24 protein-coding genes, 1 tRNA gene and 1 pseudogene are annotated in these 25096 nt (G+C 72.3%); 14 read left to right on the top strand and 12 right to left on the bottom strand.

Going from position 1 to position 25096, the window contains the following annotated elements; translation table 11 throughout:
• The first annotated feature begins 42 nt into the window (after positions 1-42).
• Both ACFSHS_RS03590 and ACFSHS_RS03585 read left to right on the top strand, forming a co-directional pair.
• Positions 43-420 (top strand): cupin domain-containing protein, encoded by a 378-nt coding sequence (locus ACFSHS_RS03590; RefSeq protein WP_376871845.1) that lies wholly within the window; start codon positions 43-45, stop codon positions 418-420.
• A gap of 66 nt (positions 421-486) precedes the next feature.
• Entirely contained in the window at positions 487-1482 is a 996-nt protein-coding gene (locus tag ACFSHS_RS03585; protein ID WP_376871843.1) for an NAD-dependent epimerase/dehydratase family protein, read from the top strand.
• Between the two features lie 108 nt (positions 1483-1590).
• Here ACFSHS_RS03585 and ACFSHS_RS03580 read toward each other — a convergent pair whose 3' ends face one another.
• From ACFSHS_RS03580 to ACFSHS_RS03560, 5 genes are all read right to left on the bottom strand, one after another.
• A complete protein-coding gene (locus tag ACFSHS_RS03580; protein ID WP_376871841.1) occupies positions 1591-2580 on the bottom strand; it encodes a sulfite exporter TauE/SafE family protein in 990 nt (329 codons plus the stop codon).
• A gap of 238 nt (positions 2581-2818) precedes the next feature.
• Positions 2819-4231 carry an MFS transporter gene (locus ACFSHS_RS03575; protein ID WP_376871838.1) on the bottom strand — a complete coding sequence of 471 codons (1413 nt, stop codon included), beginning with the start codon at positions 4229-4231 and terminating at the stop codon, positions 2819-2821.
• Positions 4232-4237: 6 nt separating this feature from the next.
• Positions 4238-5239 (bottom strand): inorganic phosphate transporter, encoded by a 1002-nt coding sequence (locus ACFSHS_RS03570; protein WP_376871836.1) that lies wholly within the window; start codon positions 5237-5239, stop codon positions 4238-4240.
• Positions 5240-5258: 19 nt separating this feature from the next.
• Positions 5259-5876, bottom strand: a complete 618-nt coding sequence (locus tag ACFSHS_RS03565) for a DUF47 domain-containing protein (protein WP_376871833.1) — start codon at positions 5874-5876, stop codon at positions 5259-5261.
• A gap of 103 nt (positions 5877-5979) precedes the next feature.
• Positions 5980-6543 (bottom strand): sigma-70 family RNA polymerase sigma factor, encoded by a 564-nt coding sequence (locus tag ACFSHS_RS03560; protein WP_376871831.1) that lies wholly within the window; start codon positions 6541-6543, stop codon positions 5980-5982.
• Positions 6544-6638: 95 nt separating this feature from the next.
• On the opposite strand from ACFSHS_RS03560, the gene ACFSHS_RS03555 reads away from it, so the two are divergent.
• The 5 genes from ACFSHS_RS03555 to ACFSHS_RS03535 are packed head-to-tail and all read left to right on the top strand — an operon-like array spanning position 6639 to position 11626.
• Positions 6639-7283 (top strand): zf-HC2 domain-containing protein, encoded by a 645-nt coding sequence (locus tag ACFSHS_RS03555; RefSeq protein WP_376871829.1) that lies wholly within the window; start codon positions 6639-6641, stop codon positions 7281-7283.
• The gene (locus ACFSHS_RS03550) at positions 7280-9079 is read left to right on the top strand and encodes a copper resistance CopC/CopD family protein (protein ID WP_376871827.1); all 1800 of its coding nucleotides are present in this window, start codon (positions 7280-7282) and stop codon (positions 9077-9079) included. The genes ACFSHS_RS03555 and ACFSHS_RS03550 overlap by 4 nt, the downstream gene beginning before the upstream one ends.
• Positions 9080-9129: 50 nt before the next feature.
• A complete protein-coding gene (locus ACFSHS_RS03545) occupies positions 9130-9867 on the top strand; it encodes a YcnI family copper-binding membrane protein (RefSeq protein WP_376871824.1) in 738 nt (245 codons plus the stop codon).
• Entirely contained in the window at positions 9864-10535 is a 672-nt protein-coding gene (locus ACFSHS_RS03540; protein WP_376871822.1) for an SCO family protein, read from the top strand. The genes ACFSHS_RS03545 and ACFSHS_RS03540 overlap by 4 nt, the downstream gene beginning before the upstream one ends.
• A complete protein-coding gene (locus tag ACFSHS_RS03535) occupies positions 10532-11626 on the top strand; it encodes a hypothetical protein (RefSeq protein ID WP_376871819.1) in 1095 nt (364 codons plus the stop codon). Before ACFSHS_RS03540 ends, ACFSHS_RS03535 begins: the two co-directional genes overlap by 4 nt.
• Before the next feature lie 27 nt (positions 11627-11653).
• Here ACFSHS_RS03535 and ACFSHS_RS03530 read toward each other — a convergent pair whose 3' ends face one another.
• From ACFSHS_RS03530 to ACFSHS_RS03515, 4 genes are read right to left on the bottom strand one after another with little or no spacing between them, the layout of a single operon-like run.
• Positions 11654-12478: a phosphocholine cytidylyltransferase family protein gene (locus tag ACFSHS_RS03530; RefSeq protein ID WP_376871817.1), complete on the bottom strand. Its 825-nt coding sequence runs from the start codon at positions 12476-12478 to the stop codon at positions 11654-11656.
• 44 nt (positions 12479-12522) lie between these two features.
• On the bottom strand, positions 12523-13614 hold the full coding sequence (locus ACFSHS_RS03525) for a CDP-glycerol glycerophosphotransferase family protein (RefSeq protein WP_376871814.1): 1092 nt from the start codon (positions 13612-13614) through the stop codon (positions 12523-12525).
• Positions 13611-14411, bottom strand: a complete 801-nt coding sequence (locus ACFSHS_RS03520; protein WP_376871811.1) for an HAD family hydrolase — start codon at positions 14409-14411, stop codon at positions 13611-13613. The genes ACFSHS_RS03525 and ACFSHS_RS03520 overlap by 4 nt, the downstream gene beginning before the upstream one ends.
• A 35-nt stretch (positions 14412-14446) precedes the next feature.
• Positions 14447-16060 (bottom strand): mannitol dehydrogenase family protein, encoded by a 1614-nt coding sequence (locus ACFSHS_RS03515; protein WP_376871809.1) that lies wholly within the window; start codon positions 16058-16060, stop codon positions 14447-14449.
• 486 nt (positions 16061-16546) lie between these two features.
• Here ACFSHS_RS03515 and ACFSHS_RS03510 point away from each other — a divergent pair, with 486 nt between their 5' ends.
• The 4 genes from ACFSHS_RS03510 to ACFSHS_RS03495 all read left to right on the top strand — a co-directional run bounded on the left by ACFSHS_RS03510 (position 16547) and on the right by ACFSHS_RS03495 (position 18485).
• Positions 16547-17320 (top strand): M23 family metallopeptidase, encoded by a 774-nt coding sequence (locus ACFSHS_RS03510; protein ID WP_376871806.1) that lies wholly within the window; start codon positions 16547-16549, stop codon positions 17318-17320.
• A 113-nt stretch (positions 17321-17433) separates the two neighbouring features.
• A complete protein-coding gene (locus tag ACFSHS_RS03505; protein ID WP_376871803.1) occupies positions 17434-17865 on the top strand; it encodes a helix-turn-helix domain-containing protein in 432 nt (143 codons plus the stop codon).
• A gap of 19 nt (positions 17866-17884) precedes the next feature.
• On the top strand, positions 17885-18298 hold the full coding sequence (locus ACFSHS_RS03500; RefSeq protein ID WP_376871801.1) for a VOC family protein: 414 nt from the start codon (positions 17885-17887) through the stop codon (positions 18296-18298).
• A gap of 114 nt (positions 18299-18412) precedes the next feature.
• Positions 18413-18485, top strand: a tRNA-Ala gene (locus ACFSHS_RS03495).
• Positions 18486-18691: 206 nt separating this feature from the next.
• Here the strand turns inward: ACFSHS_RS03495 and ACFSHS_RS03490 are convergent.
• Positions 18692-19531: pseudogene (locus ACFSHS_RS03490) on the bottom strand (site-specific integrase); the annotation flags it as partial.
• Positions 19532-19787: 256 nt separating this feature from the next.
• On the bottom strand, positions 19788-20087 hold the full coding sequence (locus tag ACFSHS_RS03485) for a helix-turn-helix domain-containing protein (RefSeq protein ID WP_376871798.1): 300 nt from the start codon (positions 20085-20087) through the stop codon (positions 19788-19790).
• Positions 20088-20421: 334 nt separating this feature from the next.
• On the opposite strand from ACFSHS_RS03485, the gene ACFSHS_RS03480 reads away from it, so the two are divergent.
• Complete coding sequence (locus ACFSHS_RS03480; protein ID WP_376871796.1) at positions 20422-20658, top strand: DUF433 domain-containing protein; 237 nt, start codon at positions 20422-20424, stop codon at positions 20656-20658.
• 541 nt (positions 20659-21199) lie between these two features.
• Here the strand turns inward: ACFSHS_RS03480 and ACFSHS_RS03475 are convergent.
• Positions 21200-21409 carry a hypothetical protein gene (locus ACFSHS_RS03475; protein ID WP_376871794.1) on the bottom strand — a complete coding sequence of 70 codons (210 nt, stop codon included), beginning with the start codon at positions 21407-21409 and terminating at the stop codon, positions 21200-21202.
• 673 nt (positions 21410-22082) lie between these two features.
• On the opposite strand from ACFSHS_RS03475, the gene ACFSHS_RS03470 reads away from it, so the two are divergent.
• Both ACFSHS_RS03470 and ACFSHS_RS03465 read left to right on the top strand, forming a co-directional pair.
• On the top strand, positions 22083-22445 hold the full coding sequence (locus ACFSHS_RS03470) for a hypothetical protein (protein WP_376871791.1): 363 nt from the start codon (positions 22083-22085) through the stop codon (positions 22443-22445).
• 912 nt (positions 22446-23357) lie between these two features.
• The gene (locus ACFSHS_RS03465; protein ID WP_376871789.1) at positions 23358-23873 is read left to right on the top strand and encodes a hypothetical protein; all 516 of its coding nucleotides are present in this window, start codon (positions 23358-23360) and stop codon (positions 23871-23873) included.
• Positions 23874-25096 lie beyond the last annotated feature (1223 nt).

Below are 25096 nucleotides of genomic sequence, written 5' to 3'. Positions count from 1 at the left end.
GGCCGGGCGCTGCAGGGTGGTCGTGGGCGAGGGAGGCCGGCGATGAAGGACTGCACGATCATCCGGTCGGGGGCTGCCGTGCCGTACACCGGCAAGCAGGGCGTCGACTACGTCCCCGGCGTCTCCGCGGAGAGCTGCGGCGCCCAGGGCCTCTGCCTGCACCTGCTCGTGCTGCCCCCGGGTGCGGAGGCCAGGGCGCACGTGCACGAGGGGCACGAGTCGGCGATCTACGTCCTCGAGGGCTCCGCCGCGATGCGCCACGGACCCGGTCTCGAGCAGGTCTCCACCGTGGCGGCGGGCGACTTCGTCTACATCCCGGCCGGGGCGCCGCACCAGCCGTTCAACCCCAGCGACCGCCCGGTCCGGGCGCTGGTCGCCCGGACCGACCCGAACGAGCAGGAGAGCGTCGTCCTGCTCTGAGCCGGCCGGTTCCGCCGGCCGCGAACCGGCTGGACGCGGGGGGAACGGCTGCGCTGGGGTGGAGGCATGCGACTCCTCGTGCTCGGCGGCACGCACTTCCTGGGCCGGCACGTCGTGACGGCCGCGCTCGCACGGGGCCACGACGTCGCCACCTTCACCCGCGGCGTCTCCGGCGACCCGCCCGAGGGCGCCCGCGCCCTGCACGGGGACCGGGACGATCCCTCGGCGCTGCCCGCCGCGCTCGACGGATGGGCGCCCGACCTCGTGGTCGACACCTCGTGCCAGACCCGGGCGGCGGCCCGCAACGCCGCCGCCGCACTGAGCGGGGCCGGCGGCTCGGCACTCAAGGGATACGCCTTCGTCAGCAGCCTCAACGCCTACCGGAACTGGCCGCCCGGCCCGGTCGGCCCGGAGGACGCCGAACCGACGTGGACCACCGACGACGACGAGTACGGCCCGATCAAGGCCGACGCCGAGCGGATCCTCGGCAGCGCCCTCGGCGACCGCTTCCTCACCGCCCGGGCGGGTCTGGTCCTCGGCCCGCACGACCGGGTCCACCGGCTCGGCTGGTGGCTGGAGCGGATCGCGCAGGGCGGGCGCGTCGTCGTCCCGGACGCCCTGGACCAGCCGATCCACGCCGTCGACGCCTGCGACCTGGCCGGCTGGCTGGTCGAGTCGGCCGAGCGGGGCCGGTCGGGTGCGGTGACCACCACCGGCCCGCACGCCATGACGACGTTCGGTGGCCTGCTCGAACTCTGCCGGGAGGTGACCGGCGGCGACGCTGAGTGGGTGCCGGTCCCGGAGGAGGACCTGCTCGCCGCCGGCGTCCAGGAGTGGGTGCACCTGCCGCTGTGGCTGCGCCGGGAGGTCGCCCGCACCGCCTGGGACGTCGACACCTCGCGGGCTCGGTCGCTCGGACTGCCGAGCCGTCCGTTGCGGGAGACGGTGGCCGACACGTGGGCGTGGATGCGGTCGGTCGAGGAGCTGCCCGAGCCGCCACCCGGTCGGCCGCGCCCCGGACTGCCCCCCGACCTCGAGGCCCGCCTCCTCGCGGCCCACTGATCCGCTTTCCGTACCGGAAGCTGAGCCGGGCCGCTCAGCTTCCGGTACGGAAAGCGGAGAGGCCCCGTCCGGCTGGTGCCGGACGGGGCCCCGCGGGTCGTGCCGAGATCAGCTCTGCGGCGCGCTCGGCCGTCCGGCCGGGATCTGCGCCTCGACGGAGCCGGCCGGGTCCTCCGGCTCGGCGACGACGTTCCGCTCGGCCACCGCGGCGATGGCGTCGGCCGACTCCTGCGCGCGGTCCTTGCGGTACTGGCGGTAGGAGTGGGCGACGGCCGCGGCCCAGATGAGGTACAGCACCGCGTAGACCGCGTAGCGGGTGGCATCGCCGGCGTCGATCCAGTCGCCCTTCAGCAGGGTGCGGGTGTTGGTCAGCACGATCACGCCGCCGACCAGCGACCCGAGCATGCGGGGCGGGATGTGCCGGACCAGCCAGGCGGCGATCGGCGCGGCGACGAGGCCTCCGCCGAGCAGCCCGGCGACCCACAGGGCGTTGATGCCCTGGGAGCCGAGCGCGAACAGGAAGCCGAGGCTGGCTGCCAGGGCCACCAGGAACTCCGAGGTGTCGATGGAGCCGATCACCTTGCGGGGCTCCATCCGGCCGCTGGCCAGCAGCGCCGGGGTGCCCACGGGTCCCCAGCCGCCGCCGCCGGTGGCGTCGACGAAGCCGGCCACCAGACCGAGCGGGCCGAGGAAGCGCTTCCGGACCGGCTTCCCGAGGTTGCGCCGGTCGATGCCGCGCAAGGTGAAGCGCGCCAGGATGTAGAGGCCGAGCGTCACCAGGATCAGCGACATGACCGGCGCAGCGACCTCGGTGGAGAGGCTCGACAGGAAGCTCGCTCCCGCGAACGCGCCGACCGCCCCCGGGACGCCGACCTTGGCGACGACCTTCCAGTCGACGTTGCCGAACTTCCAGTGGGAGAGCCCGGAGGCGAGCGTCGTGCCGATCTCGGCGAGGTGGATGGTGGCCGACGCGGTGGCCGGGTTGGTGCCGATGGCGAGCAGCAGCGTGGTGGACGTGACGCCGTAGGCCATGCCGAGGCTGCCGTCGACGAGTTGGGCGCCCAGGCCGACGAGGGCGAGGAGGACGAGGGTCTTCACGGGTCTGAGCTCCGGTCTCGGGAGGGATCGCCGGCCGGGGAGGCGGCGGGGTCGGAGGGAGAGACGGGCGCCAGGGTTCGACGCGGTCGGGTCAGAGGCCCGGACAGGAAGCGCTGCACACGCGCAACAGGTCGACGTGCCGCCTGCTCACCAGGCGCAGTGCCGTCGTCCCTGTCACGGCGGTATGTCTACCAGATCGATGGATTTAATCGTCAAGGTGTTCCTGCGCGGTTCGCCGTCAGGCGCGCAGGACGTCGTCCCGGATGGTCCACCAGGAGACGGCGCCACCCACGGCGAACGCCACCGCGCACACGACCTGGGCCAGCCGGTAGCCGCCCGTGAACGCGGCCGGGTCGGTGTAGTCGTCGCCGGTGAGCCCCACGGCCACCGGCAGCGCGGCCACCGCGAGGAGCTGGGCGGCCCGGGCCACGGCGTTGTTCACCCCGCTGGCCACCCCGGCCAGCGTGTCGGGCGCGGCGGCGAGCACCGTGGCGGTCAGCGGCGCCACGAGGATCGCCATCCCCAGGCCCTGCAGGAGCGAGCCGGGCAGCACCTCCAGGACGTAGGGCCCGTCGCCGTCGACCCCCGCGAGCAGCAGGGTGCCGGCCGCGACGACGAGCGGCCCGACCGCCATCGGCAGCCGGGGCCCGATCCGCTGCGCCACGGCTCCGGCCCGGGGGGACAGGAGGGTGATGAGCAGGATCGACGGCAGCATCGCCGCGCCGGCGTCCGTCGCGTCGTAGCCGAGCACGGTCTGCAGCTGCAGCACGAGGAACAACGAGCTGCCCCCGAGCGCGCCGTAGACGGCGAGGGTGGCCAGGTTGGCCCCGGTGAACTGGCGGTCGCGGAAGAGGCGCGGCGGCAGCATGGGGTCGGCGGCCCGCCGCTCACGGACGACGAACGCCGCCCCCGCGGCCAGGCCCGCGGCCGCGGTGCCCAGGACGTCGGGCCGCGTCGGCCCCTCGCCGGCGGCGATGAGCGCGTAGGTCAGGCACCCGAGGAACAGGGCGCCGTGCAGCGCGCCGGCGACGTCGAACCGCCCGTGGCGCCCGCCGCTGCGGCTCTCCGGCACGTGCCGACCGGCGGCCACCACCACCAGGACGGCGATCGGCACGTTGATCAGGAAGACCAGCCGCCAGCTCACCGCATCGATGAGGACCCCGCCGAGGAAGGGGCCGACCAGTCCCGAGATGCCGGCGAGGGAGGACCACAGGCCGATGGCGCGGGCCCGGTCCCCGGGCCGGAACGAGGACTGGATGAGGGCCAGGCTGCCGGGGGTGAGCAGCGCGCCACCGACGCCCTGGAGCGCACGGGCGGCGACGAGCTGACCGGTGCTCTGGGCCAGTCCGCAGATCAGCGAGGCGGCGGCGAACCACACCACGCCGACGAGGAAGATGCGGCGGCGTCCGTACCGGTCGCCCAGCGACCCGCCCAGGAGGATCAGCGCCGCGAGCGTCAGCGTGTAGCCGGTGACGGTCCACTGCAGTCCCGACAGCGAGGCGTCCAGCTCGCGGCCGATCGCGGGCAGGGCGACCTGGACGGCGGTGGCGTCGAGGAAGGCCATGCCCGAGGCGAGCACCGTGACCGCGACCAGCCATCGGCCCGATGCGGTGCCGAGGGCGACCGGCGCTCCCTCGCGGCCACCGGTCACGGGGCCTCAGCCGACGACGAAGTTGGTCACGTAGAAGGCTCCGGCGGCCACGGCGGCCGCGGCCGGCAGCGTGACGACCCAGGCGACGACGATGTTGCCGGCGACACCCCAGCGCACGGCCGACAGCCGCCGGGTGGAGCCGACGCCCATGATCGAGGTCGTCGTGATGTGCGTGGTCGACACCGGGACGGCGAAGACGGTCGCGGTCGTGACCATGACGCTCGAGGCCACCGTCTGGGCGGAGAAGCCACCGGCCGGCGTGAGCTGGATGATCCGCCGCCCCATCGTGCGCATGATGCGGAAGCCGCCGGCGTAGGTGCCCGCGCTGATCGCCGCGGCCGCCGACAGGACGACCCAGAAGGGGACCTCGAAGCTGTCGATCTCGCCGGCCGTGTAGAGGGCGAGGGTCATGATCCCCATCGTCTTCTGGGCGTCCTGCATGCCGTGGCCGAGCGCCATCGTGGCCGAGCTGAAGATCTGCGCGGTCTTGAAGCCGCGGTTGGCCCTGGCCACGTTGGCGCCCCGGAAGGCCCAGAGGATGGTCAGCATGAACAGGTAGCCCAGCCCGAACCCGACCAGCGGCGAGACGATCATCGGGACGATGACCTTCTCGAAGACGCCCATCCACTGCACCGAGTGGGCCGCCGCGAGGGCCGCACCCACCAGGCCGCCGATCAGGGCGTGCGAGGACGACGACGGCAGGCCGTACCACCAGGTGATCATGTTCCACACGATCGCGCCGATCACGCCGGCGAAGACGATCTCGAGGCCGTAGTTGCCCTCGGGCGGGTCGATGATCCCGGCTCCGACCGTCTTGGCGACCTCGGTCGACAGCAGGGCGCCGACCAGGTTCATCACCGCGGCGAGGGCCAGTGCGATGCGAGGGGTCAGCGCCTTGGTCGAGACGGCGACGGCGATGGCGTTGGCCGCGTCGTGGAAGCCGTTGGTGTAGTCGAACGCCAGGGCCACCAGGATGATGACGACCAGACCGATGAAGGCCGGATCCATCAGAAGAGGTCCATCCGGGTCAGGACTCCTTGACCGCGATGGTCTCGACCACGTTCGCGACGTGCTCGAACGCGTCGGCCGCCTCCTCGAGCTGGTCGGCGACCTCCTTGAGCTTCAGGATCTCCAGCGCGTCGAACTCGCCGCTGTAGAGGCGGGAGAGCAGCCGCCGGTAGAGCTTGTCGGCCTCGTTCTCGATGCGGTTGACCTCGATCCAGTACTCGGAGAGGTCCTTCAGCGTGCGCAGCCGCGGCATCGCCTCGGCGGTCGTCTGCGCGCACCGCTGCAGCAGGGCCACCTGCTGGCTCATCTCCGCCGGCAGGGTGCCCAGCCCGGTCAGGACGACCAGGTCGGCGGCGGCCTCGACGAAGTCCATGACGTCGTCGAGGTCGCTCGCCAGGTTGTAGATGTCCTCGCGGTCGAACGGCGTCACGAAGCTCGTGTTCAGCTGCCGGAAGATCGCGTGGGTGGTCTGGTCGCCCGCGTGCTCGAGGTCGCGCAGCTTGCCGGCGAGGTCGGCGCGGCGAGCGTGGTCGTGGATGAACTCGCTGAGGACGTCGGTGGCGGCCACCAGGTTCTCCGCCGAAGCGGTGAACAGCGGGTAGAAGCTCGAGTCCTTGGGGGTCAGGCTGAAGGGCACGCGTGGCTCCGTATCGGGAGGGGAAACGGACGGCGTCATCGAGATGACGCACGGCCGTCGGGCAGCATAGGTGCCCAGCCGGCCCGGCGCGCACGCCGACCGCTCAGCCGTGAGCAGCGTCGCCCTCCGGCCCGTCGGTGCTCACCCCGCCGAGGGAGTCCACCAGGTCGGCCCGTGCCCGGGCCACCCGCGAGCGGATGGTGCCGACGGGGCAGCCGGCCACCTCGGCGGCCTCCGCGTACGGCAGGCCCAGCACCTGGGTCAGCACGAAGGCCTCGCGCCGGTCGGCGTCCAGCCGGCGCAGCAGATCGCTGACCGTGGCCCCCTCGGCCACCGGGTCGCGCGCCCGGCCGGCCGGCAACCGCTCCAGGTCCCCGTCGTCCCGGACGAGGGTGAGCCGCCGGCGGCGGCGGGCGCGGACGGCGTCGGCGCAGACGCGGCGGGCGATCGACAGCAGCCAGGTGCGCACGGAGGAGCGGTTCTCGAAGCGGTGCAGCGAGCCGAACGCCCGCAGGTAGGTCTCCTGCGCGAGGTCGTCGGCATCGTTCCGGTCACCGAGGGCCGCGCACAGCCGCCAGACGTCGGACTGCGTGGCACGCACGAGCGCCGCCGCGGCCAGCGGGTCGCCCCCCGCCGCGTCGGCCGCGGTGCGCGCCAGCTCGTCCATGACCTCGTCCTCGTCGCAGGGTGCCGTTGCGGGTTCTCGTGGGAAGAAGTTGCCCGGCCGGGAACCGTACGGGCCCGGGGGACGACCAATGCACCATGCAGTGTTCCCTCTTCCACGAGGCGATCTCCGCGCGGCTCGACGGCGAGCCGCTCGGGATGCCCGCCCGCGCGCTGGACGAGCACCTCGCCGCCTGTTCCGGCTGCGCGGCGTGGTCGGCCGACGCGGCCCGGGTGACCCGCCGCGCCAGGCTCGCGCCCGCGCCCGCGGTGCCCGACCTGACCGTCCCGGTGCTCCGCGCCCTGCCCCGGGAGCTGCCGGGGCAGCGCGCGGCGGCACGGGGGCGGCTGGCCGACTCGGCCCTCCGGCTGGCGCTGCTGGTCGTCGGCATCGCGCAGGGCGCCATGGCCTGGCCGGTGCTGACCTCCGGAGCCGGGGCCATGAGCGCACCGGTGCACATGGCGCACGAGACCGGAGCGTGGAACCTCGCCGTCGCAGCCGCGTTCCTCGCCGTCGCGTCCGCCCCCCGCCTGGCCGCCGGCGCCCTGCCCTTCCTCGGCTCCTTCGCCGCGCTCCTCTTGCCGGTCACCGTGGCCGACCTCGGCGCCGGCCACGTGCACGCCGAGCGGGCGGTGGCCCACCTCCTGGTGCTGGCCGGCGTGCTCCTGGTGTCGGCCGTGGCGTGGCGGGGCCGCAGCGGCCGCGCCGTCCGCGCGGTCGGCGGCCGGCGGGTGACCGCGTGAGGCGGCCGCTCGCTCTGCTGCTCGCGCTGCTCGCCGCCTTCCTCGTGGGCGGCGTCGTCACCGCCGGCCCGGCCGCTGCGCACGCCACCCTGGTCTCGACCGACCCGGCGGAGGGCGCCCGGCTCGACTCCGCGCCGGCGGAGGTCACCCTCGAGTTCAGCGAGAGCGTGTCCCTGGGCGCCGGCTACGCCCGGGTGCTCGCGTCCGACGGCGCGCGGGTGGACGCTGGCGACGCGGCCGTGGACGGCCGGTTCCTGACCGTCCCGTTGCCACCCGACCTGCCCGACGACGGGTACCTGGTCACCTACCGCGTCGTCTCGGCCGACTCGCACCCGATCTCCGGCGCGTACTCCTTCGTCGTGGGGGAGGGGGACCTGGTCGCGGCGGACGCGGCCGGGGTGGCGCCCGGCACCGATCCGGCCGTCGCGGCCGCGCTGCCGGTCGGGCGGTGGCTCGGCTTCGCGGGCCTGGCCCTGGTCGTCGGCGTCCCGGTGTTCGTGCAGTGCTGCTGGCCGGCGGGCTGGGGAGCGGACCGGCTGCGCCGGCTCACCCTGGCCGGCGCGGTCGCCGTCGTGGCCGGGGCGCTGCTCACCTTCCTCCTCCAGGGTCCCTACGCCGCGGCCAGGGGCATCGGTTCCGTCCTGGACCCGTCGCTGCTGTCCGCCACCGCCGCGTCGGCGACCGGCTGGACCGTGCTCGCCCGCGCCCTGCTCGCCGTCGCGCTGGCGGGGGTCCTCCTGCCGGCCTGGCGGCGGGGCGCGCCCCCGTCGACGCCCCGGGTGGTGGTGGCCGGCGTGCTGGCGGCCGGCCTGGTGCTGAGCACGGCGGCCGTCGGGCACCCCGTGGCCGGGCCGTGGCCGGGGCTGGCGGTGACCGTCGCGGCGGTGCACGCCGCCGGGATGGCGGTCTGGCTGGGGGGCCTGGCCGCGCTGCTGGCGGTGGTGCTGCGGGCCGGGACGCCGGCCGGGGATCTGGCCGGGGTGCTGTCCCCGTGGTCGCGCATCGCCTTCGGCGCGGTCGCCGCCCTGGTCGTGACCGGTGCGGTGCAGGCCGTCCGGGAGGTGGAGTCACCCACCGCGCTGTTCGCCACCACCTACGGCTGGGTGCTGGTCGCGAAGCTGCTGCTCGTCGCGGTGCTGCTGGCCGCCGCCGGGGTCTCCCGGGTCTGGGTGCAGCAGCGGCTCGGCGTCCGGCGGCCCCGGCCCGGCGGACGACGGAGCCTCACCGCGCATGCCTTCGCCGCTGCTGCCGGGAGCGCGGACGGCGACCCGGCCGGGACGGGCGGCGCCGTGGTGGAGCAGGCGGCGGACCTGCGCCGTCGGCTGCAGTCGGAGGCCGCCGCCGAGCACGTGCCGGCCCTGCGGCGGTCGGTCCTGGTCGAGGTCGCCGTCGCCGTGGTCGTCCTGGCGTTGTCGGCCGTGCTCGTCGGCACCCCGCCGGCGCGCTCTGCCGTCGCCCGGCCGGTCGACGTCATGCTGCCCCTCCAGGGCAGTGGCGGGCCCTCGGGCAGCGTGCAGGTGTCGGTCGACCCCGCACGGCCCGGGGGCAACACCATGCACCTCTACCTCTTCGACGACAGCGGCCGGCCGACCCAGCCCGCCGGGATCACCGTGAGCCTGGCCGAGCCGTCCCAGGAGATCGGCCCGCTCGACGTGGACCTCGAGCCGGCCGGCCCGGGCCACTACGTGGCCGACGGGATGACCATCCCGGGGGCCGGCACCTGGACCCTCGCGGTGAGCGTCCGGCTCGACGAGTTCACCGCCACCACCGCCCGTACCGAGTTCCCGGTCCGCTGACCGACGCCCGCGTCGCCGGACCACCCTCCACCCCGACGAACAGGAGTTCCGTGTCCCTGCCCCGCCCCCTCGCCCGGCTCGTCGTCCTCGTGGCGGCGCTGCTGACCACCCTGGCGGCCTCGATCGTGGTCGCCGGCAGCGCGTCGGCGCACGTCACCGTGTCGAGCCAGGACGCCGCGCCCGGTGGCTACGGGAAGATCACCTTCCGGGTGCCGAACGAGAGCGACACCGCCCGCACCGTCGGCCTGCGGATCCAGATACCCGAGGAGGCGGCCCTGGCCTCCCTGCGGACCCAGCCGGTGCCGGGCTGGACGGCGACGCTGACCACCTCGGGACTGGAGGAGCCGGTCGAGAACCACGGCCAGGACATCACCTCCTACGTCTCGGTGGTCGAGTTCCGCGCCGAGGACGGGGCCGGGATCGCACCGGGTGAGTTCCAGGAGTTCGCGCTCTCCGGTGGGCCGTTCCCGGATGCCGACCGGCTCACCTTCCCGGCGGTGCAGCGGTACAGCGACGGCAGCGAGTCGGCGTGGATCGAGCCGACGGTGGAGGGTCAGGAGGAGCCCGAGAACCCCGCGCCGGTGCTGACCCTGGCCGCGGCGGCGGATGCCGGCGCAGCGGCGAGCGCGACCACTGCGGCCGCGGAGGACGACGAGCACTCCCATGCCGCGGCGGTCGAGGAGTCCCCGGGCGCGCTGGCGCTCTTCCTGGCGATCCTCGCGCTGCTGGTCGGCATCAGTGGCGTCGTCCTCGGCTGGCGGGCGACGCGACGTACCGTGTCCTCGTGAGCTCCGCCGTCCGCGGTCGCCTGCGCCCGGCGCTGGCGGCGCTGTCCGTGTCCGTCCTCCTCGTGCTCGCCGGCTGCGGCGGCGACCCGGCCGACGCGGAGGCGGCCGGCCACGACCACTCGGACGCCCCGGCCGCCGTCGAGGCACCCGACGACCGGTACGCCGGACTGGACCTGGCCGAGCCCTACCGCCGGCCCTCGTTCACGCTCACCGACACCACCGGGGCGTCGTTCGACTTCCGGGCGGTCACCTCGGGCCGGCCGACATTGCTGTTCTTCGGCTACACCAACTGTCCCGACGTGTGCCCCACCACGATGGCCGACGTCGCAGTGGCGCTGCGGGGCCTGGACGCGGCGCTGGTCGAGGACCTCCAGGTCGTCTTCGTCACCACGGACCCGGCCACCGACAGCCCGGCGGTCCTCGGCGAGTACCTGGATCGGTTCGACGCCGACCTGCCCGTTCCCTTCATCGGCCTCACCGGCGACCAGGAGGCCATCGACCAGGCGCAGCTGTCGACCGGCGTGCCGCTGGCCGAGGATTCGGGCCGACTGCACTCGTCGTTGCTGCTGCTGTACGGAAGCGACGACGAGGCGCACGTCGCGTTCGACTCGGGGAACACGTCCCGGGACATCGCCGCGGACCTGCGCCTGGTGGCGGCCCAGGCGTGAGCCGGACGGCGGCCCGGCTGCTGGTCGTCCTCGCCGCGCTGCTGGCCACCCTGGCCGTCGCGGGGCCGGCCGCCGCGCACGTGGGCGGCGAGGCAGCCGGCAGCAACTTCGCCGGCCGCGTCCTCGCGATGACGCCGGAGGTTCCCGGCGTCAGCCTCCGGGTGCTGGAGTTCGGCGACGCGCTGGAGCTGGTGAACCGCACCTCCGCCGAGGTGCTCGTCCCCGGCTACGACGACGAGCCGTACCTGCGGATCGGCCCGGACGGCGTGTGGCGCAACGCCAACAGCCCGGCCACCTACATCAACCTCGACCGCTACGCGGAGGTGCGCCTCCCGGATCGCGCGGACGCGCGCGCGGAACCGGACTGGGTGCGCGTCTCGACCGAGCCGCACCACGTGTGGCACGACCACCGCACGCACTGGATGAGCGATGCGGTGCTGCCACCCGCCGTCGCCGCCGATCCCGGCAGCCCGCACCTGGTGTTCGAGTGGGCCGTGCCGTTGGTGCACGACGGCACCCCGGTGGAGGTGACCGGCGAGCTCACCTGGAGCCCCCCGCCGTCGCCGTGGCTGGTCTGGCCGCTCTGCGCGGCGGGAGGCGCGCTGGCGGTCGCGGCCGGGCTGCTGGCGCGCACCGCGCGACCGCTGGGCACCCTGCTGCTGGTGGGTGGGGCCGCCGCGCTGTGGCACGCGGCGGCGACGCCGGAGCCCCCGGTGAGCGTCGCCTCGCACGCCGGCGCCGTCGCCTCGGCGCTCCTGCCGGCCCTGACCGCGGTGCTCGTGGCGGGCCTGGGCTTCCGGGCCGCCCGGCGGGGACGGGGGGCGATGACGGGCCTGCTGGCCGTCGTCCTGGGCTGGTTGCTGCTGGTGCAGGGCCTGCCCGACGTCGACGTCCTGTGGACGGCCAACGTGGCCTCGGCCGGCCCCGGCGCTCTCGCGCGGGCAGCGGTGGCCCTGCTGCTCGCCCTCGGCGCCGGCCTCGTCGCCGGCGGGGTGGCGGCGATCCGCCGCTTCCGCGAGGTCGTCCCGCAGCAGGACGGGGCGGGGCCGTACGACGGGTCCGCTCCCGTCCGGCCGGTCCCCGTCGGCTGACGGGGACCGGCCGGGCCGGAAGGACGGTCAGACGACCTCGGCGACCTCGGTGTCGTCGACGACGTGGTTGAGCAGGCCGGGCAGCAGGTTGTTGGCCCGCTGCAGGTCGGTCTCGAAGTCGACCTCCACGGCGGCGAACTGCGAGATGTCCACCGGCCGGAAGCGCAAACCCTGCCGCTCGATGGCGGTCTCCATGCCGCGCTCGAAGTAGTCCTGCAGGTCGCAGGCGCGCAGGTGGTCGATGAGCGCCTGCTTGTCCGCGGCGGAGACGAAGTTGATGCCGACGGCCTCGCCGAGCCCGCCGACCACGGTCTTCGACAGCTCCCGGACGAAGCCGTCGCCGTCGAGGGTGTACTTGACCTCCTCGTCGGCCACGCTGTTCGTGTCGACGCAGACGAAGCTCTGCCCGGCACGGAGGAACGGCAGGGCCTGCTCCAGCACCGCCGGGTCGAAGACGACATCACCGTTGAGCCACAGCACGCCGCCGTCGCGGGAGTTGGTCAGCGCGCGGAGCAGGCTCTTGGACGTGTTGGTCGAGGCGAAGTCGGGGTTGTACGCGAACGTCAGGTCCGGCGCCGCCTGCATGATCATCTCGCAGCGGTAGCCGACCACGGCCGTGATCGGTACCTCGGCGCCGAGCACTGCGCGCAGGCCGTCGAGCTGGCGCTGCAGGATGCTGCGGCCGTCGTGCAGCGGGGTGAGGCACTTCGGGTGATCGCGGCCCAGGCGGGTCCCCATGCCCGCGGCCAGGATCACGACCTGCAGGGGTGACTGGACCGGCTGCAGGCGCGTCGAGCGCGAGGGGGATCGGCCACGCAGGACGTTCGTCAGGATCCGATCAGAGGTCCGCACGGTTCTCATCTCCCTCGGTGGTTCTTCTGGTGGGGTGGGGCGGGTCATCGGCCGGTCGCGGACGCGCCGGGCGGGAAGAGCAGGTTCAGGACGCGCTCGGTGGCGGATCCGTCCTCCAGGTGGGTGAACGTCTCCCGGAACCGGGCGTAGCGGTCGGCGTGTTCGGCGGCGATCGCGTCGATGTCGGCGATGGCGTCCACGAGCTCCTTGCTGGTGCGCAGCAGGGGAGTGGGCGCGACCTCCGCCAGGTCGAAGTAGAAGCCCCGCAGCTCGTCCCGGAAGTACTCCAGGTCGTAGGTGAAGAACAGCATGGGCTTGCCGGTGATCGCGAAGTCGAACATGGTCGACGAGTAGTCGGTGACCATGAGGTCGGCGGCCAGGTACAGGTCCCGGATGTCGGGGTGGCTGCACACGTCGCGCACCGGGGAGCCGTCGACCACCTCCAGCCGGTCCATGACCATGTTGTGCAGGCGGAGCAGCAGGACGTGGTCGTCGCCCAGCCGCTGCGTGAACTCGTCGAGGTCGACCGGGAACTCGAAGTCCTGCGGCCCGGTCTTCTTGAAGACCAGGTCGTCGCGCCAGGTGGGGGTGTAGAGGACGACCTTCTGGTCCGCCCCGATGCCGAGGTCGGCCCGGACGGCGGCGCGCACCTCGTCGCGTCGCGGCGAGCTGAGCAGGTCGTTGCGCGGCAGGCCGGTCTCGTGGATGGGCCCGGTGAAGCCGAACGCGTTCCGCAGCCGTTCGGTGCTGACCCGGTTGGGCGAGAGCAGCATGTCCCAGCGGGCGATGTCGTGCTCGAGGTAGGCCAGCCGGCCCTCCGGGGCCCACAGGACGTCGTTGTGGATGCGCTTGAGCATCGTCCCGTGCCAGGTCTGCAGGTAGGTCGCTCCCGGCCGCTTCTCCCAGTCGAGCGGGATGTGGTCGTTGGAGACGACGATGTCGGCCGCCTCGAGCGCGGCGATGCACTCGGGGGTGCCGAACTCGACGGTGCTGAGGTCGGACGGGAAGGTGTGCTGCAGGTGCGGCGCGGCCAGCCAGGTGTGCGTCGCGTCGACCCCCTGGGCCAGCAGGGCCTCGTAGATCGCGCGCGGGCTGTCGGAGAAGTGCCCGCGGAAGGCGGTGTAGACGATGTTCACCGGGCGGCTCCCGTCGTCAGCAGGTTCCCGTCGGTCTCTCCCGCAGCTGCTGCGCGTCCGGCGAGCGCGGGGAGCAGCAGGTCGGCGACCTCCTGCCACGAGCTGACGACGGCGAGGACACCGGCCCCACGCAGGGCGGCGGCGCGCTCCTCGCGCTCCTCCGGGGCCACGAAGAGCAGGTTGCCGAGGGTAGGGCAACCGGCGGCCACGGCCGACTGCGCGCCGGGGAGGGAGTCCTCGACGGCCAGGCCCGCCTCCGGCGGGATGCCCAGCTGGGCGCAGGCGTGCAGGTAGATCGCCGGATCCGGCTTGCTGGTGGGCGTGGGCAGGGAGTCCTCGGCGCTGAACCGGCGGTCCGGGGGGATCAGCTCGTCCAGCCCGGTGGCGGTGAAGCACCCAGCCAGCCGGGCCAGGGCGCTGGAGCTCACCGCGGCCAGGGGCACCTGCTCGGCCAGCGCCGTGAGGGCGGCGGAGGTCGGGGCGTGCGGGCGGAGCGTGCGCGCCAGGTGCTCGGTGACCGCCTTCTTCTCCTCGAGGACCCATGGCTCGACGTCGACGTCGGGGACGCCGGCCTCGGCGGCGAGGCGCCGGGCGGTCGACCGGAAGTTCAGCCCGGTGGTGGCCAGCCGCAGCTCGCCGGCGGTGAACCGGCGGTCGCTGCCGAGGGAGGCCAGGAAGGCGTTCGTGACCTCGACCGATGCGTCGAAAGCCGGCTCCTCGGACGGGAAGAGGTTGCCGTCGGCGTCGCAGAGCAGGACCTGCACCTGCTCGAGCAGCGGCGTCGGATCGAGCGGCATGCGGTGGAGTCCCCTCGGGAGGTGGTGGTCATGGGTCACGGCCGGAGTCTTCCGGAACCGCGCACGGCGGCGGCCAGGGTCTGCCGGACGCCGTCGCGTTCGAGCCGTTCGAGGGCGTCGGCGAGCTCGGTGACGAACCGCGGGTTCTCGCCGAGGTCGCCGAAGATCGACCGCTCGCCCAGCAGCGGGCGCGGATCGGTTCCCCCGGCGCGGGCGAGCTCCTGGAGGAGGTCCGACTTCGGGTCGTCGACGGGCACCGGCCGGCCCGCCATGTCGACGCCGCGCAGGTAGCGGAACCAGGCCGCCACCGCGAGGGTCAGCAGCGCGTGCGGACCCTCGGTGTCGAGTGCCTCCCGCAGGGAGGGCAGCAGGTGGTGCGGCATCTTCGTGGAACCCCGCCGGCACAGCCGGTAGAGCTGGTCGGCGATGGCGGGATTGGCGAAGCGCCGCAGCAGCGACTGCTTGTACTCGTCGAGGTCGATGCCGTCGGGCGGCGGGAGGAGGGGCGTGACCTCGGCGTCCATCATCTGCTCGACGTACGCGGCGAACACCGGGTCGGCCATCACCTCGTCGATGCTGGCGTAGCCGGCGAGCGAGCCCAGGTAGCCGAGCGCGCAGTGACTGGCGTTGAGCAGCCGGGTCTTCATCAGCTCGTAGCGGGCGACGTCGGGCACGAATCGCACCCCGACGAGGTCGAGCGGTGGCCGGCCGTTGCAGAAGGAGTCCTCGATGACCCACTGCGAGAACGGCTCGGTGATCACCGGCCAGTTGTCGTCGACGCCGTAGCGCTGGGCCACCGCCGCGCGCTGCTCGGGCGTGGTGTGCGGCGTGATCCGGTCGACCATGCTGCTGGGGAAGGCCACGCGGTCGGCGATCCAGCGGGCGAGCACCTCGTCGCGCAGCCGGGCGAAACCGACGACGGCGGCGCGGGCGGCGTCGCCGTTGCGGTGCATGTTGTCGCAGGACACGACTGTGAACGGCGGCAGCCCGGCGCGGCGGCGGCGGTCCAGGGCCTCGACGATGTAGCCGAAGACGGTCCGCGGCCGGGCGGTGTTCGCCAGGTCCCACCGGACGTCGACGTCGTCGGGGTCGAACGCGCCGGTCTGGGGGCAGAGCCGGTAGCCGTTGCCGGTGATGGTCAGCGACACCATGCGGGTGCGCGCATCGGTGAGGACGTCGAGGACCGTGGCCGGGTCGTCGGGAGCGAAGTGGTAGTCGACCATCACACCGACCACCCGGGCCCGCTCACCGTCGGGGCTGCGCTCGACCACCGTGTAGAGGTGGTCCTGCGGCGCCAGGGCGTCCTTCATGTCCCGGCTGTGCAGGCCCACGCCCACGACGCCCCAGGCGTCGCTGATCCGGCGCTCGGCGACCTCGTCGAAGTACAGGAGCTGGTGGGCGCGGTGGAAGCCCCCGACGCTGAAATGGACGACGGCCGGCGTCAGGGCCGATCGGTCGTAGGTGGGCACCGTCAGCTGCTCGTCGTGCTGTCCCAGGGTCCGATCCGACAGCGGTCGGATCTGCGCGGGCGTTGCCACCACGTTGGGCAGGTCGGCCAGGGCGATGTCCCTGGCGCTCGTCCGGGGGAAGTCCTCCCCGGTGAGCGGGCCGGGGGCCAGGGGGAGGGGGACGATCTCTGCCTGCGTCAACGCATCCCTCCGTCTCGTCGTTCGTGGGCACGGCTCATCGCAGCCGTCCCAGTTACGGGCCGACGGTGACCAGCAGTACACGGGTGGTGCGGTCTCCCGCGCAATGGGTCGGACGCTGGACCGCTCCGAAGACGTCCAAATCGTTAGACGCGCGAGCGGCGCGGTTTTTTTCACGCCGGAGGCCCACGATGCCCGAGGCGTCGTCGTCCCAAACCTCCGATCCACCCACTCGGGTGTACGGCAGCGCGGCGCTGTGAGGCGCCCCACGGCGGTTCCACCCGCCCGGCCTGCCTCCCGCCTGGCAGCTCGTCGAATCACACCGGTGTCAGCAACTCCTGTGACATGCGGGGAGTGTGAGGCAGCTCGCGCGGCGTGTCGCGAGCGACGCGCTGTACGCCGGGTCACGAGACGGTCACGAAATGTTTGGATGGTGCGTAGCCGAAACCGCCGTCAGCGGCTTCTCCAGTCAGACAGATGGGCAGGTGCATGCGCGCACGTCCCGGCCAGGAGGCCCCCACCGACCTCCTGACGACGGTCCGCCCCGCCGCCGGTCGCGGCGGCGCGTCGCGCCCCCGGCGAGTTTCCCCCGCGGGCCACGCCCGCCGGCCGGCGATGCTGCTGACCGCCCTGCTGACCGGCGGGGTCGCGGCGGCCGTCCTGGGCCTGCACGGCGCGCCGGTGGCCTCGGCGGAGGCGACCTCGGTCCTCGGGGCACAGGAGGCGCTCCTGGCCGGGGACGAGGGGCTGGAGCTCAAGCCGCAGGCCTCGGTCACCGTGGCCGAGGCGCAGGCCCGGCTCCAGGAGGTCGCCGCCTCGCGTGCCGCTCGGGCCGAGGCCGCGGCGGCGGCGGCCGAGGCGGCCCGCCCGAAGTGGGTCCTGCCGGTCGAGGGCGCCCGGTTCACCAGCGGCTACGGCAGCCGGTGGGGCACGTTCCACTACGGCATCGACCTGGCGGCGCCGATGCGCACCCCCGAGTACGCGGTGGGCGACGGTGTCGTCCTGCGCGCCGGTGCGGCCAGCGGTTTCGGCCTGGCCGTCTACATCCTCCACGAGAACGGCGACGTCACCGTCTACGGCCACATGGACGAGATCCTGGTGGAGCCGGGCCAGTACGTGGAGGCCGGCGAGACGATCGCGCTGCTCGGCAACCGCGGCCAGTCCACCGGCCCGCACCTGCACTTCGAGGTGCACCAGGGCGGCGAGGACGGCGAGCGGATCAACCCGGTTCCCTGGCTGCGGGCGCGCGGCGTCGGCATCTGACCCGGTGCACCGTGCCCGGCGGCAGGTGTGCGCAGATCCTGGTGACGGCGCCCCGGACACGACCACCTGTGCACAGTTCCCGCGCACGCCGCCGGGCGTGATCTGATCCCGCCGTGGCCGGCGCCGTCGAGGACTCGAACCGGCGGATGCTCCGGGCGCGCGACGTCATGGACCGCCGGTACGCCGAGCCCCTCGACGTCCCCACCCTGGCGCGGATCGCGCACGTGTCCGAGGCGCACTTCATCCGCACCTTCCGCGCCACGTTCGGCGAGACGCCCAACCGCTACCTGCAGCGGCGCCGGGTGGAGCGGGCCATGTTCCTGCTGCGTTCCGGCGACCGCAGCGTCACCGACATCTGCATGGACGTCGGCTTCAGCAGCCTGGGCACGTTCAGCCGGGTGTTCCGCGACATCGTCGGGGAGCCGCCGTCGGTCTACCGCCGCCGGGGCCCCTTGCCGCCGGTGCCGACGTGCTTCGCGATGGCCTGGGCCCGCCCCGCCGACCTGGCCAGACCGAGCAGTTTCGGAGAAGCACCCGAGGCGTGAGCCTCCCTAGCGTTTCCCCATGCTGACCGCGATCACCATCACCCAGATCTACGTGCCCGACCAGGACCAGGCGCTCGACTTCTACGTCGGCAAGCTGGGGTTCGAGGTCCAGTCCGACGTGAACTTCGGCCCCATGCGCTGGCTCACGGTGAACCTGCCGGGGCAGCCCGACCGTGCCGTGCTCCTGGAGAAGCCGGGCGCGCCGTCGATGAGCGAGGAGACCGCCGCGCAGGTGCGGGAGGCCATCGCCAAGGGGGTGGCCGGCGGGCACCTCTTCTTCGCCTGCGACGACGCGTACAAGACCCACGCCGAGCTCAAGGCCAAGGGCGTCGAGATCACCGAGGAGCCGGTCGACCAGCCCTACGGCATCGACTTCGGCCTCCGCGACCCGTTCGGCAACCACCTCCGCATCGCCCAGATGAAGCAGGGCTGACCGCGTTCCTCCGGTGCCGGCGCCGCGCTGCGCGGCGCCGGCACCCCTGCGCGGGGACGGCGACGCGGGCCTGTACAGTTGCTCCCGGCTCGGACGCACCAGACCGGGTCGCAAGGGGCTGTGGCGCAGCTGGTAGCGCACCACACTGGCAGTGTGGGGGTCAGGGGTTCGAGTCCCCTCAGCTCCACCCCTCTGAGCAGGGCTTTCCTCGTCCTGCGCGCTTTCAACGAACTCCGTGGTTGCAGTTCTGGTTGCAGTTAGCCCACCCTTACTCGAGCCGCCGAGAAGCAGCGTGCCCATGCGGTCGGCCGCCTCGCGGGCCAGCGCCGGCATCACGTGGCTGTAGATGTCGGTGGTCGTGCGCATCTGGCTGTGGCCGAGCAGTTCCATCACGACCCGCGGATGGACGTTCTCGCTCAGCAGCAGCGTCGCGGCGGTGTGCCGGCCGTCGTGGAGGCGGACATGCCGGACGCCGGCTGCCTTGAGCAGTGCAGTCCAGTCGTCGTAGTCGGTCTTCTTGTCGATCGGGCGGCCGTTGGGCTGGGCGAAGACCAGGTCCTCGTCCTGCCACTCGGAGCCGGCGAGCATCTGCTCGCCGAGCTGGGCGGCCTTGTGCTCGTGCAGGGCGGCGACGAGCGGCAGGGGCAGCCAGAGCGTGCGCAAGGAGCGGCGGGTCTTGGGCTCCTCGTAGATCAGCCCGCCGCGAACGCGGTGGATGCTGCGCCGCACGGTGAGTGTGTTGGCCAGCAGGTCGATGTCCTTCCACTGCAGCGCGAGCGCCTCTGACTGTCGCAGGCCGAGGGCGAGGGCGACGGTCCAGCGGGCGGAGTTGCGGACGCCGCTCGCAGCGTCGATGACGGCACGTGCCTCGTCGAGGGTGAGTGGGGTGGCGATACCGCTCGGCTCCTGCCGGGGCGGGTCGACGAGGGTGGCGACGTTGCGGGCGATGTGGCCGCGCTGCATGGCGACGGTCAGGGCGCGGGACAGGATCCGGTGGTCGCGGAGCACAGTGGCGGAGGAGTAGCCGGCGTCGAGCAGCTGCGTGTAGAGCTGGTCGAGGTGCTCGGGACGCAGGCGGTCGAGCCGGTGCCTGCCTATGACCGGGATGAGGTGCTTTCCGACGCTGGACTCGTAGCTCTCCAGCGTCCGCTGTCGCACCCGGCGCGGGGCGATGGTGGTCAGCCAATGCTCGAGCCACCAGGCGACGGTCGGGGTCGACGTCTCGCCGACCATCCCGGAGTCGCGCTTGCGCTCGAGCTCTCGGACCTTCGAGACCACGACGTCGCGTCTCTTGCTGCTGACGTGCCGGCGGTCGAGCTTGCCGTCGAGCGTGAACCCGACGGAGACGTAGCCGTGCCAGCGCCCGTCGGCGCCCTTGTAGATCGTCGACTCGCCGTTCGAGGCGCGTCCCGCCATTGGTCACCCCTGGGTCGTGGGCTGGAGTGTCAGTGTGGGCGAGCGGTCCGACACCGGCGGCGCGGTTGTGGATTCACGCGGGATCGGGCGACGGCGGGCCGAGTTCGAAGAGTCCGCGCTGGTCCGTGGTGGTCCCGGCCCGGCGCAGCGCACGAGGAGCGGTGCGGGGAGCTTCCAGGCCGCGAACGTAACGTTCCAGCTCGCTGCGGGAGAGGCGGCAGCTCCGGCCGATGTGGAAGGGGTGCAGGTCGCCGGCCTTCATCAGCGCGTAGACCGTCGTGCGCCCTAGGCGGAGCACCGTGGCGGCCTCCTCGGGTGTGAGCAGCAGCGGGTCGCTGGAGACCGGCTCCTGAGGTCGCTGCGCGTCGCTCATCTCGCCTCCTCGTCGGGTGGCCTCGTGCGCCGGCGTCCGGCGCCGCGCGCCCACCTGAAGAAGGCGCCATTTCCGGCCGATTGGTGACAGTGCCCGGCGAAGTTCCTGTTTTTCTCCAGTCCCTGCTGTCCGAGCTCCTGATCATCTGGGGCCGACGTCCGTCGAGTTGCTCGGTCTCCTGACCTGCTCCGGCGTGTCTACGGTTTTTCTCCAGTACGTCGAGCGGTTCGGGCGGTGTCGCAGCGCAGGCATCGAGGGTCCCGCTCGACGAGGGCCGCACGGTCCGGGGCTCGGCGTGCTGGGCGTAGATCGCGGGCGCGGGGACACTGGGCGCATGGGTTCCGACCGCCTGGCGTTGATCACCACTGATCCGGCCGTGCTGAGCGGCCAGGCGGTGATCGCCGGCACCCGCGTGCCGGTCAGCGTGGCGCTCGACTGCCTTGCCGCCGGAATGAGCCCCGACGAGATCGTTGCGGAGTATCCGACCCTGACCTTGGAAGGCGTGCAGGCGGCCGCCGCGTACGGGGCGCTGCTGGCTCGTGAGGAACTGGTACCCCTGGGCCCCGAGTGAGGGTCCAACCCCACGTCCCTCGGCAGGTGGCCGCCGCGTGCGGCGCCACGTCACCCCGTCAGCGGACCTCCGCACCGTCGACCCGATCAGCTACGTACACGCGTCCTCGCCTGCGCGCTCTCCGCGGCCATCTCGACTGCCCAACCGGACAAGATCACGAGCCGACACACCTTATGCATCCAGGACTGCGCAATCCGTTGTGACGAGTAGTCGGCGACGGGGTGACAGAGGTGCGGTCAGCTGCCCAATCGGCATGCCGCGGGCCTCACCGGCGCGCGCTACCCCTCGCACCGCATCGGTCCGCCTCTCGGCGCGGTGGACTGCGCGGCCAGAGGGCACTGCCGTTCAGCCGGGCCGGGAGTCACATCGCCAGCGGGAGCCGGTGGCGCGCCGGTCGGGGTGACATCGGGCCGGTCGGGTCGTCACCGCCCCCGTCACCTACGTCACCCCCGTTGGCCTCCCGCTCCACGACAACCGTCCCGACGTCGCCGTCGACGCCGGTGCCCTACAGGAGCAATACGGGAACTCCGCCTCCGGGCGCTCAGGGGAGGTCGGGTGCGCCGCTCCAGCGCGCCCGCCGCCGGTAGGACCGCAGCACCGGGTCCAGTGCCCGGCCGAGGGCGGGCAGGTCGCGGTCGTAGACGCTGCCGTCATCCAATTGACCGGCGAGCTCGCCGAGCAACCGCGGCCAGTCCCGACGGGTCGGCTCGAGGGGTACACGGATCTCGACCCGCCGCTCGACCACCTGCACTGCCGTCCGGCCGGAGTTCGCCGCGCGGCTCTGCTCCCAGGCCCGGTGCCGGCAGGTGGCCGAGCACCACTTCGGGATCGGACCGCGCCTGCGCGGGGTGATCGGTCCGCCGCACCATCCGCAGGTCGTCGCGGCGCTGCGGCGATCGGGCCCGTCCGCCGCAGGGCCGGCCTGGTCCGGACCGGGGCGCTTCACTGCGGTCTGCTCGTGGCGCTGACGACGTTGTTGCTCACCTGCCCGCCGTCGTGCCCGGTAGTCGGGGGTGCCGCTCGTTCCCATGGCCTGAAGTCTGCTGGCACTTCTCCTGTAACCCGTCACCACGAGCGCCCAGACCCTAGATGCAGGAGGTGTGTCCCATCTTGATCTTGGAATTCTCCAGTGCCTTGGGGTTGCTGCGAGGGCGACGCACGGGCGGGTCCGCCGGGCTGGGAGAAACGTGTCTGAAGACGGCCTATGGGACACCGGCGCGATCGCCGGTTGAGTAGGGACCCTCGGCCTAGTCTGCGCGACATGAGCGACAGCAAGCAGAGGGTGCCCGCATGTCGAAGCTGAAGTTGATCGCTGCCGCCCTTCTGGTTCCCGCTGGCATAGCCCTCACGGTGTGGCAAGTCAGTATTGAGCCGGCTGGAGCACCCCTCTCGACGTCGTGAGAGAAAAGGGTTGCGAAACCCAAGTGACGCTCACGAATGACCAGTACCCGCTAACGGCTAATATCCTCGCATTGGAGGTGGATGGCGAAGCCGTCTGCGTGGCTGAGCATCAGACCGTGGCGGTCGGTGAACTGCGCATCAAGGCCGAGCGTCTGATCGAGCACCGCGAAGTCCAGGGTGAACTTATGACGTATCCGAATGGTGTGCCGATAGACTTTCGACGGATTAGCTATTGGGTTGAGCCGAACTGGATTGATAAGCCTCAAATCGCCGTTGCAGGTGTGCTTAGTGGGCTGGGCGCCGGGATGCTGGGCACCTGGTTCCTGCAGGGTCGGCGGCGGCCGCCGCCAGGCGAAGTCGATGGCAGCCCGACGGCAACGCCCTAGCTAGTCGGGCACGCCTGGACTGCCACGCTGCCTGGATACACCCCGTCTCACTCCGGACGGCCGGCCAGGTCGAACTTCGCCGACGAAGCCCACGCCTGCATCGCCTAGTCCAGTTCGTCGCGATGAAGCCGCGCTCGGACGATCTTCAGGTGGACCGGGTCAAGAGAAGCCCTGCTCGCGGTGACGAGCTTGACCGCAGCGCTGTCCGACACCGCAAGCCCGACGCTGCCGGGTATGGGGCAGATCCGGCCCCGGCCGTCCGATGACACCTCCCATGTCTCCCGCTTCCACCCCCGCAGCGCTCGCCCGACATGGCGCACGTGCGGCATCACGCCCATGAGGGCTCGGCGGCCCACGACATCACGCGGCTCACGGAGAGCATCCACGGCGGCTGGCCCGCGGTTGTCCCATGGTGGGCCGCTCTGGGATAGAAGGCGGCTATCGAGACACCGACGAGACGCAATCCGTAAGGCGACGCCCACTCGGATCGAGGGACACGCGACTCAGGTCGGCGCGGGGGCTCCCGGCCCTGCGGACCACGATGGTCGGAAGGGCGCCGACGCCGATGATCCGGGTCGTGAACAGTCAAGCCCGCATCGCGATTACTGCCCACGGCAGCCGCCGCCATCCGCGCTGGCCCGAACCGCAGCGATCGCGAGTACGCCGGCGACGCCGACTAGCGCCCCTCGAGCGCGGCACGCCGCTGGCCGAGGTGCTGCGGGCCCAGGCGGCCGAACGTCCGCGAGGCCGGCAAGCGCCGACGCTCGAGGCCGGCGGCCGCACGGGGATGGCTATGTTGCTCCGCAACGTCGCGCGTCCCCTGCGACCAGCTCGCTACAGAGGGGAGCCGGTAGACGAGGGTGTAGGAATGGATCATAGCCTGACGTGGCCTCTACTCTGAGCATCATGGGCGTGACGCGCGACTACGTAGGGGGGATCGCTGAACTACTCGATGTGGGAGGCGTCAGCGAGGTTCAAACGCGGGCCAGCCTGGATGACGCCTGGCTGTCTCTAGGGAGAGCGTGGGGCACCGTCCTCGCGAGTTATCCTTCACCAGCCGAAATCCAGAAGGCGTCTACAGCGGTTCAGTCGCTGGAGCCGGAATGGCTTGAGGTGGAGCTGCGGCGCCTAACTCAGTCCTCCGAGTGGCATAAGGGTTTCCTCGGTTGGGCCTGGCTAGCTGCCTCCAAGTACGCCATTGCACTCATGGCCGTGCTGCTTGCCAATTTTGTGGATGTCCACTGGACCACTGTCCTCGCTGGCTCCATCCTGTTCTTGGCCATTGCCGACGACCTGGTGGGCTCAAGGGTTGCGAAGGCGGAGAGGTTCCCGTCTTCCGAAGAGGAACGGGATAGGCTTAAGCGCCTTCTTCGTCTAGAGGAACTGCGAAGCCGCGGCGACGTGAGCGGTCAGCATGGCCGAGCCTGACAATCCGCCGCGGGCGCGGCCGCGGGCGCGGCCGCGGCAGACCTCTCCGACTTCCGATGTCCTTGGGATGCCGCCCGCCGAAGTCTTGGCTGAGTACGCGAATGTCTTTCCCGAATTGCCACAAGAGATGTGGCAGGAAGTTCGCGGGTTGGTTGCGCACAGGCGGAGTCTTGAAGAGGCGGCATCTCGGCGTAAGACCACGGGGCAGTGGCTCGGGTTTGTGTTAGCACTAGCATTTCTTGGGGTTTCAGCTTGGCTTATCAACGGGGGGCACGACACTGCGGGCATCATTCTCGGCTCGGTCGACCTTGTAGCACTTGTCGCCGTCTTCGTTACGGGGCAGGTTGCTGGGCGTAGACGGGGCGGGGTCTCGAACTCTGGGGGCGGGGTTGCCAGTTCTGCGGGCGGTGCAGGTGAACTGTCGGCCTGACCCAAGGGAGCTTGTCGTCGGGCGCGGCAACGGGGCGGCACTGCCGGGGGGCCTGGCTCGTCCGCCGCTCGTCCCGGTAGTCGCTGGACAGCGGAGCGACGCTCGTGGCCACGTTGGCGGCGGCTAGAAGATTTGTTCTGACTCGTGCGTTTAAAAAGTTGGTAGGACCGTGGGGGGAATTGATCACCCCGCAGGCGTTGGCAAGCGCGCCGATGACCTCCCTGGGATCGTTCCATGACGGCCCGGACACGTAGGCGACGACAGCGACGGCCGCTGAGAGCCCGGCCACCTTTGCTCGGGCTCGATGTGGCCGCCCGGAGAATGGCTGGCGAGCGGCCTCGCCCGGTCTGCATTCCAGACGAGGGCGAGCAAGCGTGTCCGGCCAGACAGGTCCGCCGGTTGCGCTGGCGGCGAGCGTTACGAGGGATACGCACACAGTGCCTTCCGCCACAGACAGCCGCCGACGATTTGGCGTCGTTCGTGATGCGCCGCTTCAGCCCGAGGCCTGGACCTCAGAAGCTGAGGGCCGCTGGCTGGTCGTCGAGAATACCGGCCCCTACTACATCGAGAAGGGCATCGTTGTCGTCTGCCCATAGGAACCCCGCACCATGGGATACTCCATGTGGAGATAGCTGAGATCGTCCCTTTGTGGGCTGCTGAGGTGCAGTCGAACTGCCCATTCGAGCCGGTAGCGCGACAGCTTGCCTAGACGTCACAACGAGTCCCGGGCCACAGATGCAAGACGTGTAATCGGTTGCGATCTTGATCGCTGTCTTTGCGGATGAGAATGCTC

It is taken from the genome of Blastococcus deserti, assembly GCF_042682525.1.
GTDB classification, from domain to species: Bacteria; Actinomycetota; Actinomycetes; order Mycobacteriales; family Geodermatophilaceae; genus Blastococcus_B; species Blastococcus_B deserti.
Note: the sequence above shows the minus strand (reverse complement) of the source record. Positions and strands in the feature narration are given on the sequence as shown.

Excerpts from the sequence above, each read along its gene's own strand:
- ACFSHS_RS03590 (WP_376871845.1), top strand. The coding sequence starts at position 43 with ATGAAGGACTGCACGATCATCCGGTCGGGGGCTGCCGTGCCGTACACC.
- ACFSHS_RS03585 (WP_376871843.1), top strand. The coding sequence starts at position 487 with ATGCGACTCCTCGTGCTCGGCGGCACGCACTTCCTGGGCCGGCACGTC.
- ACFSHS_RS03570 (WP_376871836.1), bottom strand. The coding sequence starts at position 5,239 with ATGGATCCGGCCTTCATCGGTCTGGTCGTCATCATCCTGGTGGCCCTG.
- ACFSHS_RS03560 (WP_376871831.1), bottom strand. The coding sequence starts at position 6,543 with ATGGACGAGCTGGCGCGCACCGCGGCCGACGCGGCGGGGGGCGACCCG.
- ACFSHS_RS03555 (WP_376871829.1), top strand. The coding sequence starts at position 6,639 with ATGCAGTGTTCCCTCTTCCACGAGGCGATCTCCGCGCGGCTCGACGGC.
- ACFSHS_RS03520 (WP_376871811.1), bottom strand. The coding sequence starts at position 14,411 with ATGCCGCTCGATCCGACGCCGCTGCTCGAGCAGGTGCAGGTCCTGCTC.
- ACFSHS_RS03510 (WP_376871806.1), top strand. The coding sequence starts at position 16,547 with ATGCGCGCACGTCCCGGCCAGGAGGCCCCCACCGACCTCCTGACGACG.
- ACFSHS_RS03500 (WP_376871801.1), top strand. The coding sequence starts at position 17,885 with ATGCTGACCGCGATCACCATCACCCAGATCTACGTGCCCGACCAGGAC.
- ACFSHS_RS03485 (WP_376871798.1), bottom strand. The coding sequence starts at position 20,087 with ATGAGCGACGCGCAGCGACCTCAGGAGCCGGTCTCCAGCGACCCGCTG.
- ACFSHS_RS03480 (WP_376871796.1), top strand. The coding sequence starts at position 20,422 with ATGGGTTCCGACCGCCTGGCGTTGATCACCACTGATCCGGCCGTGCTG.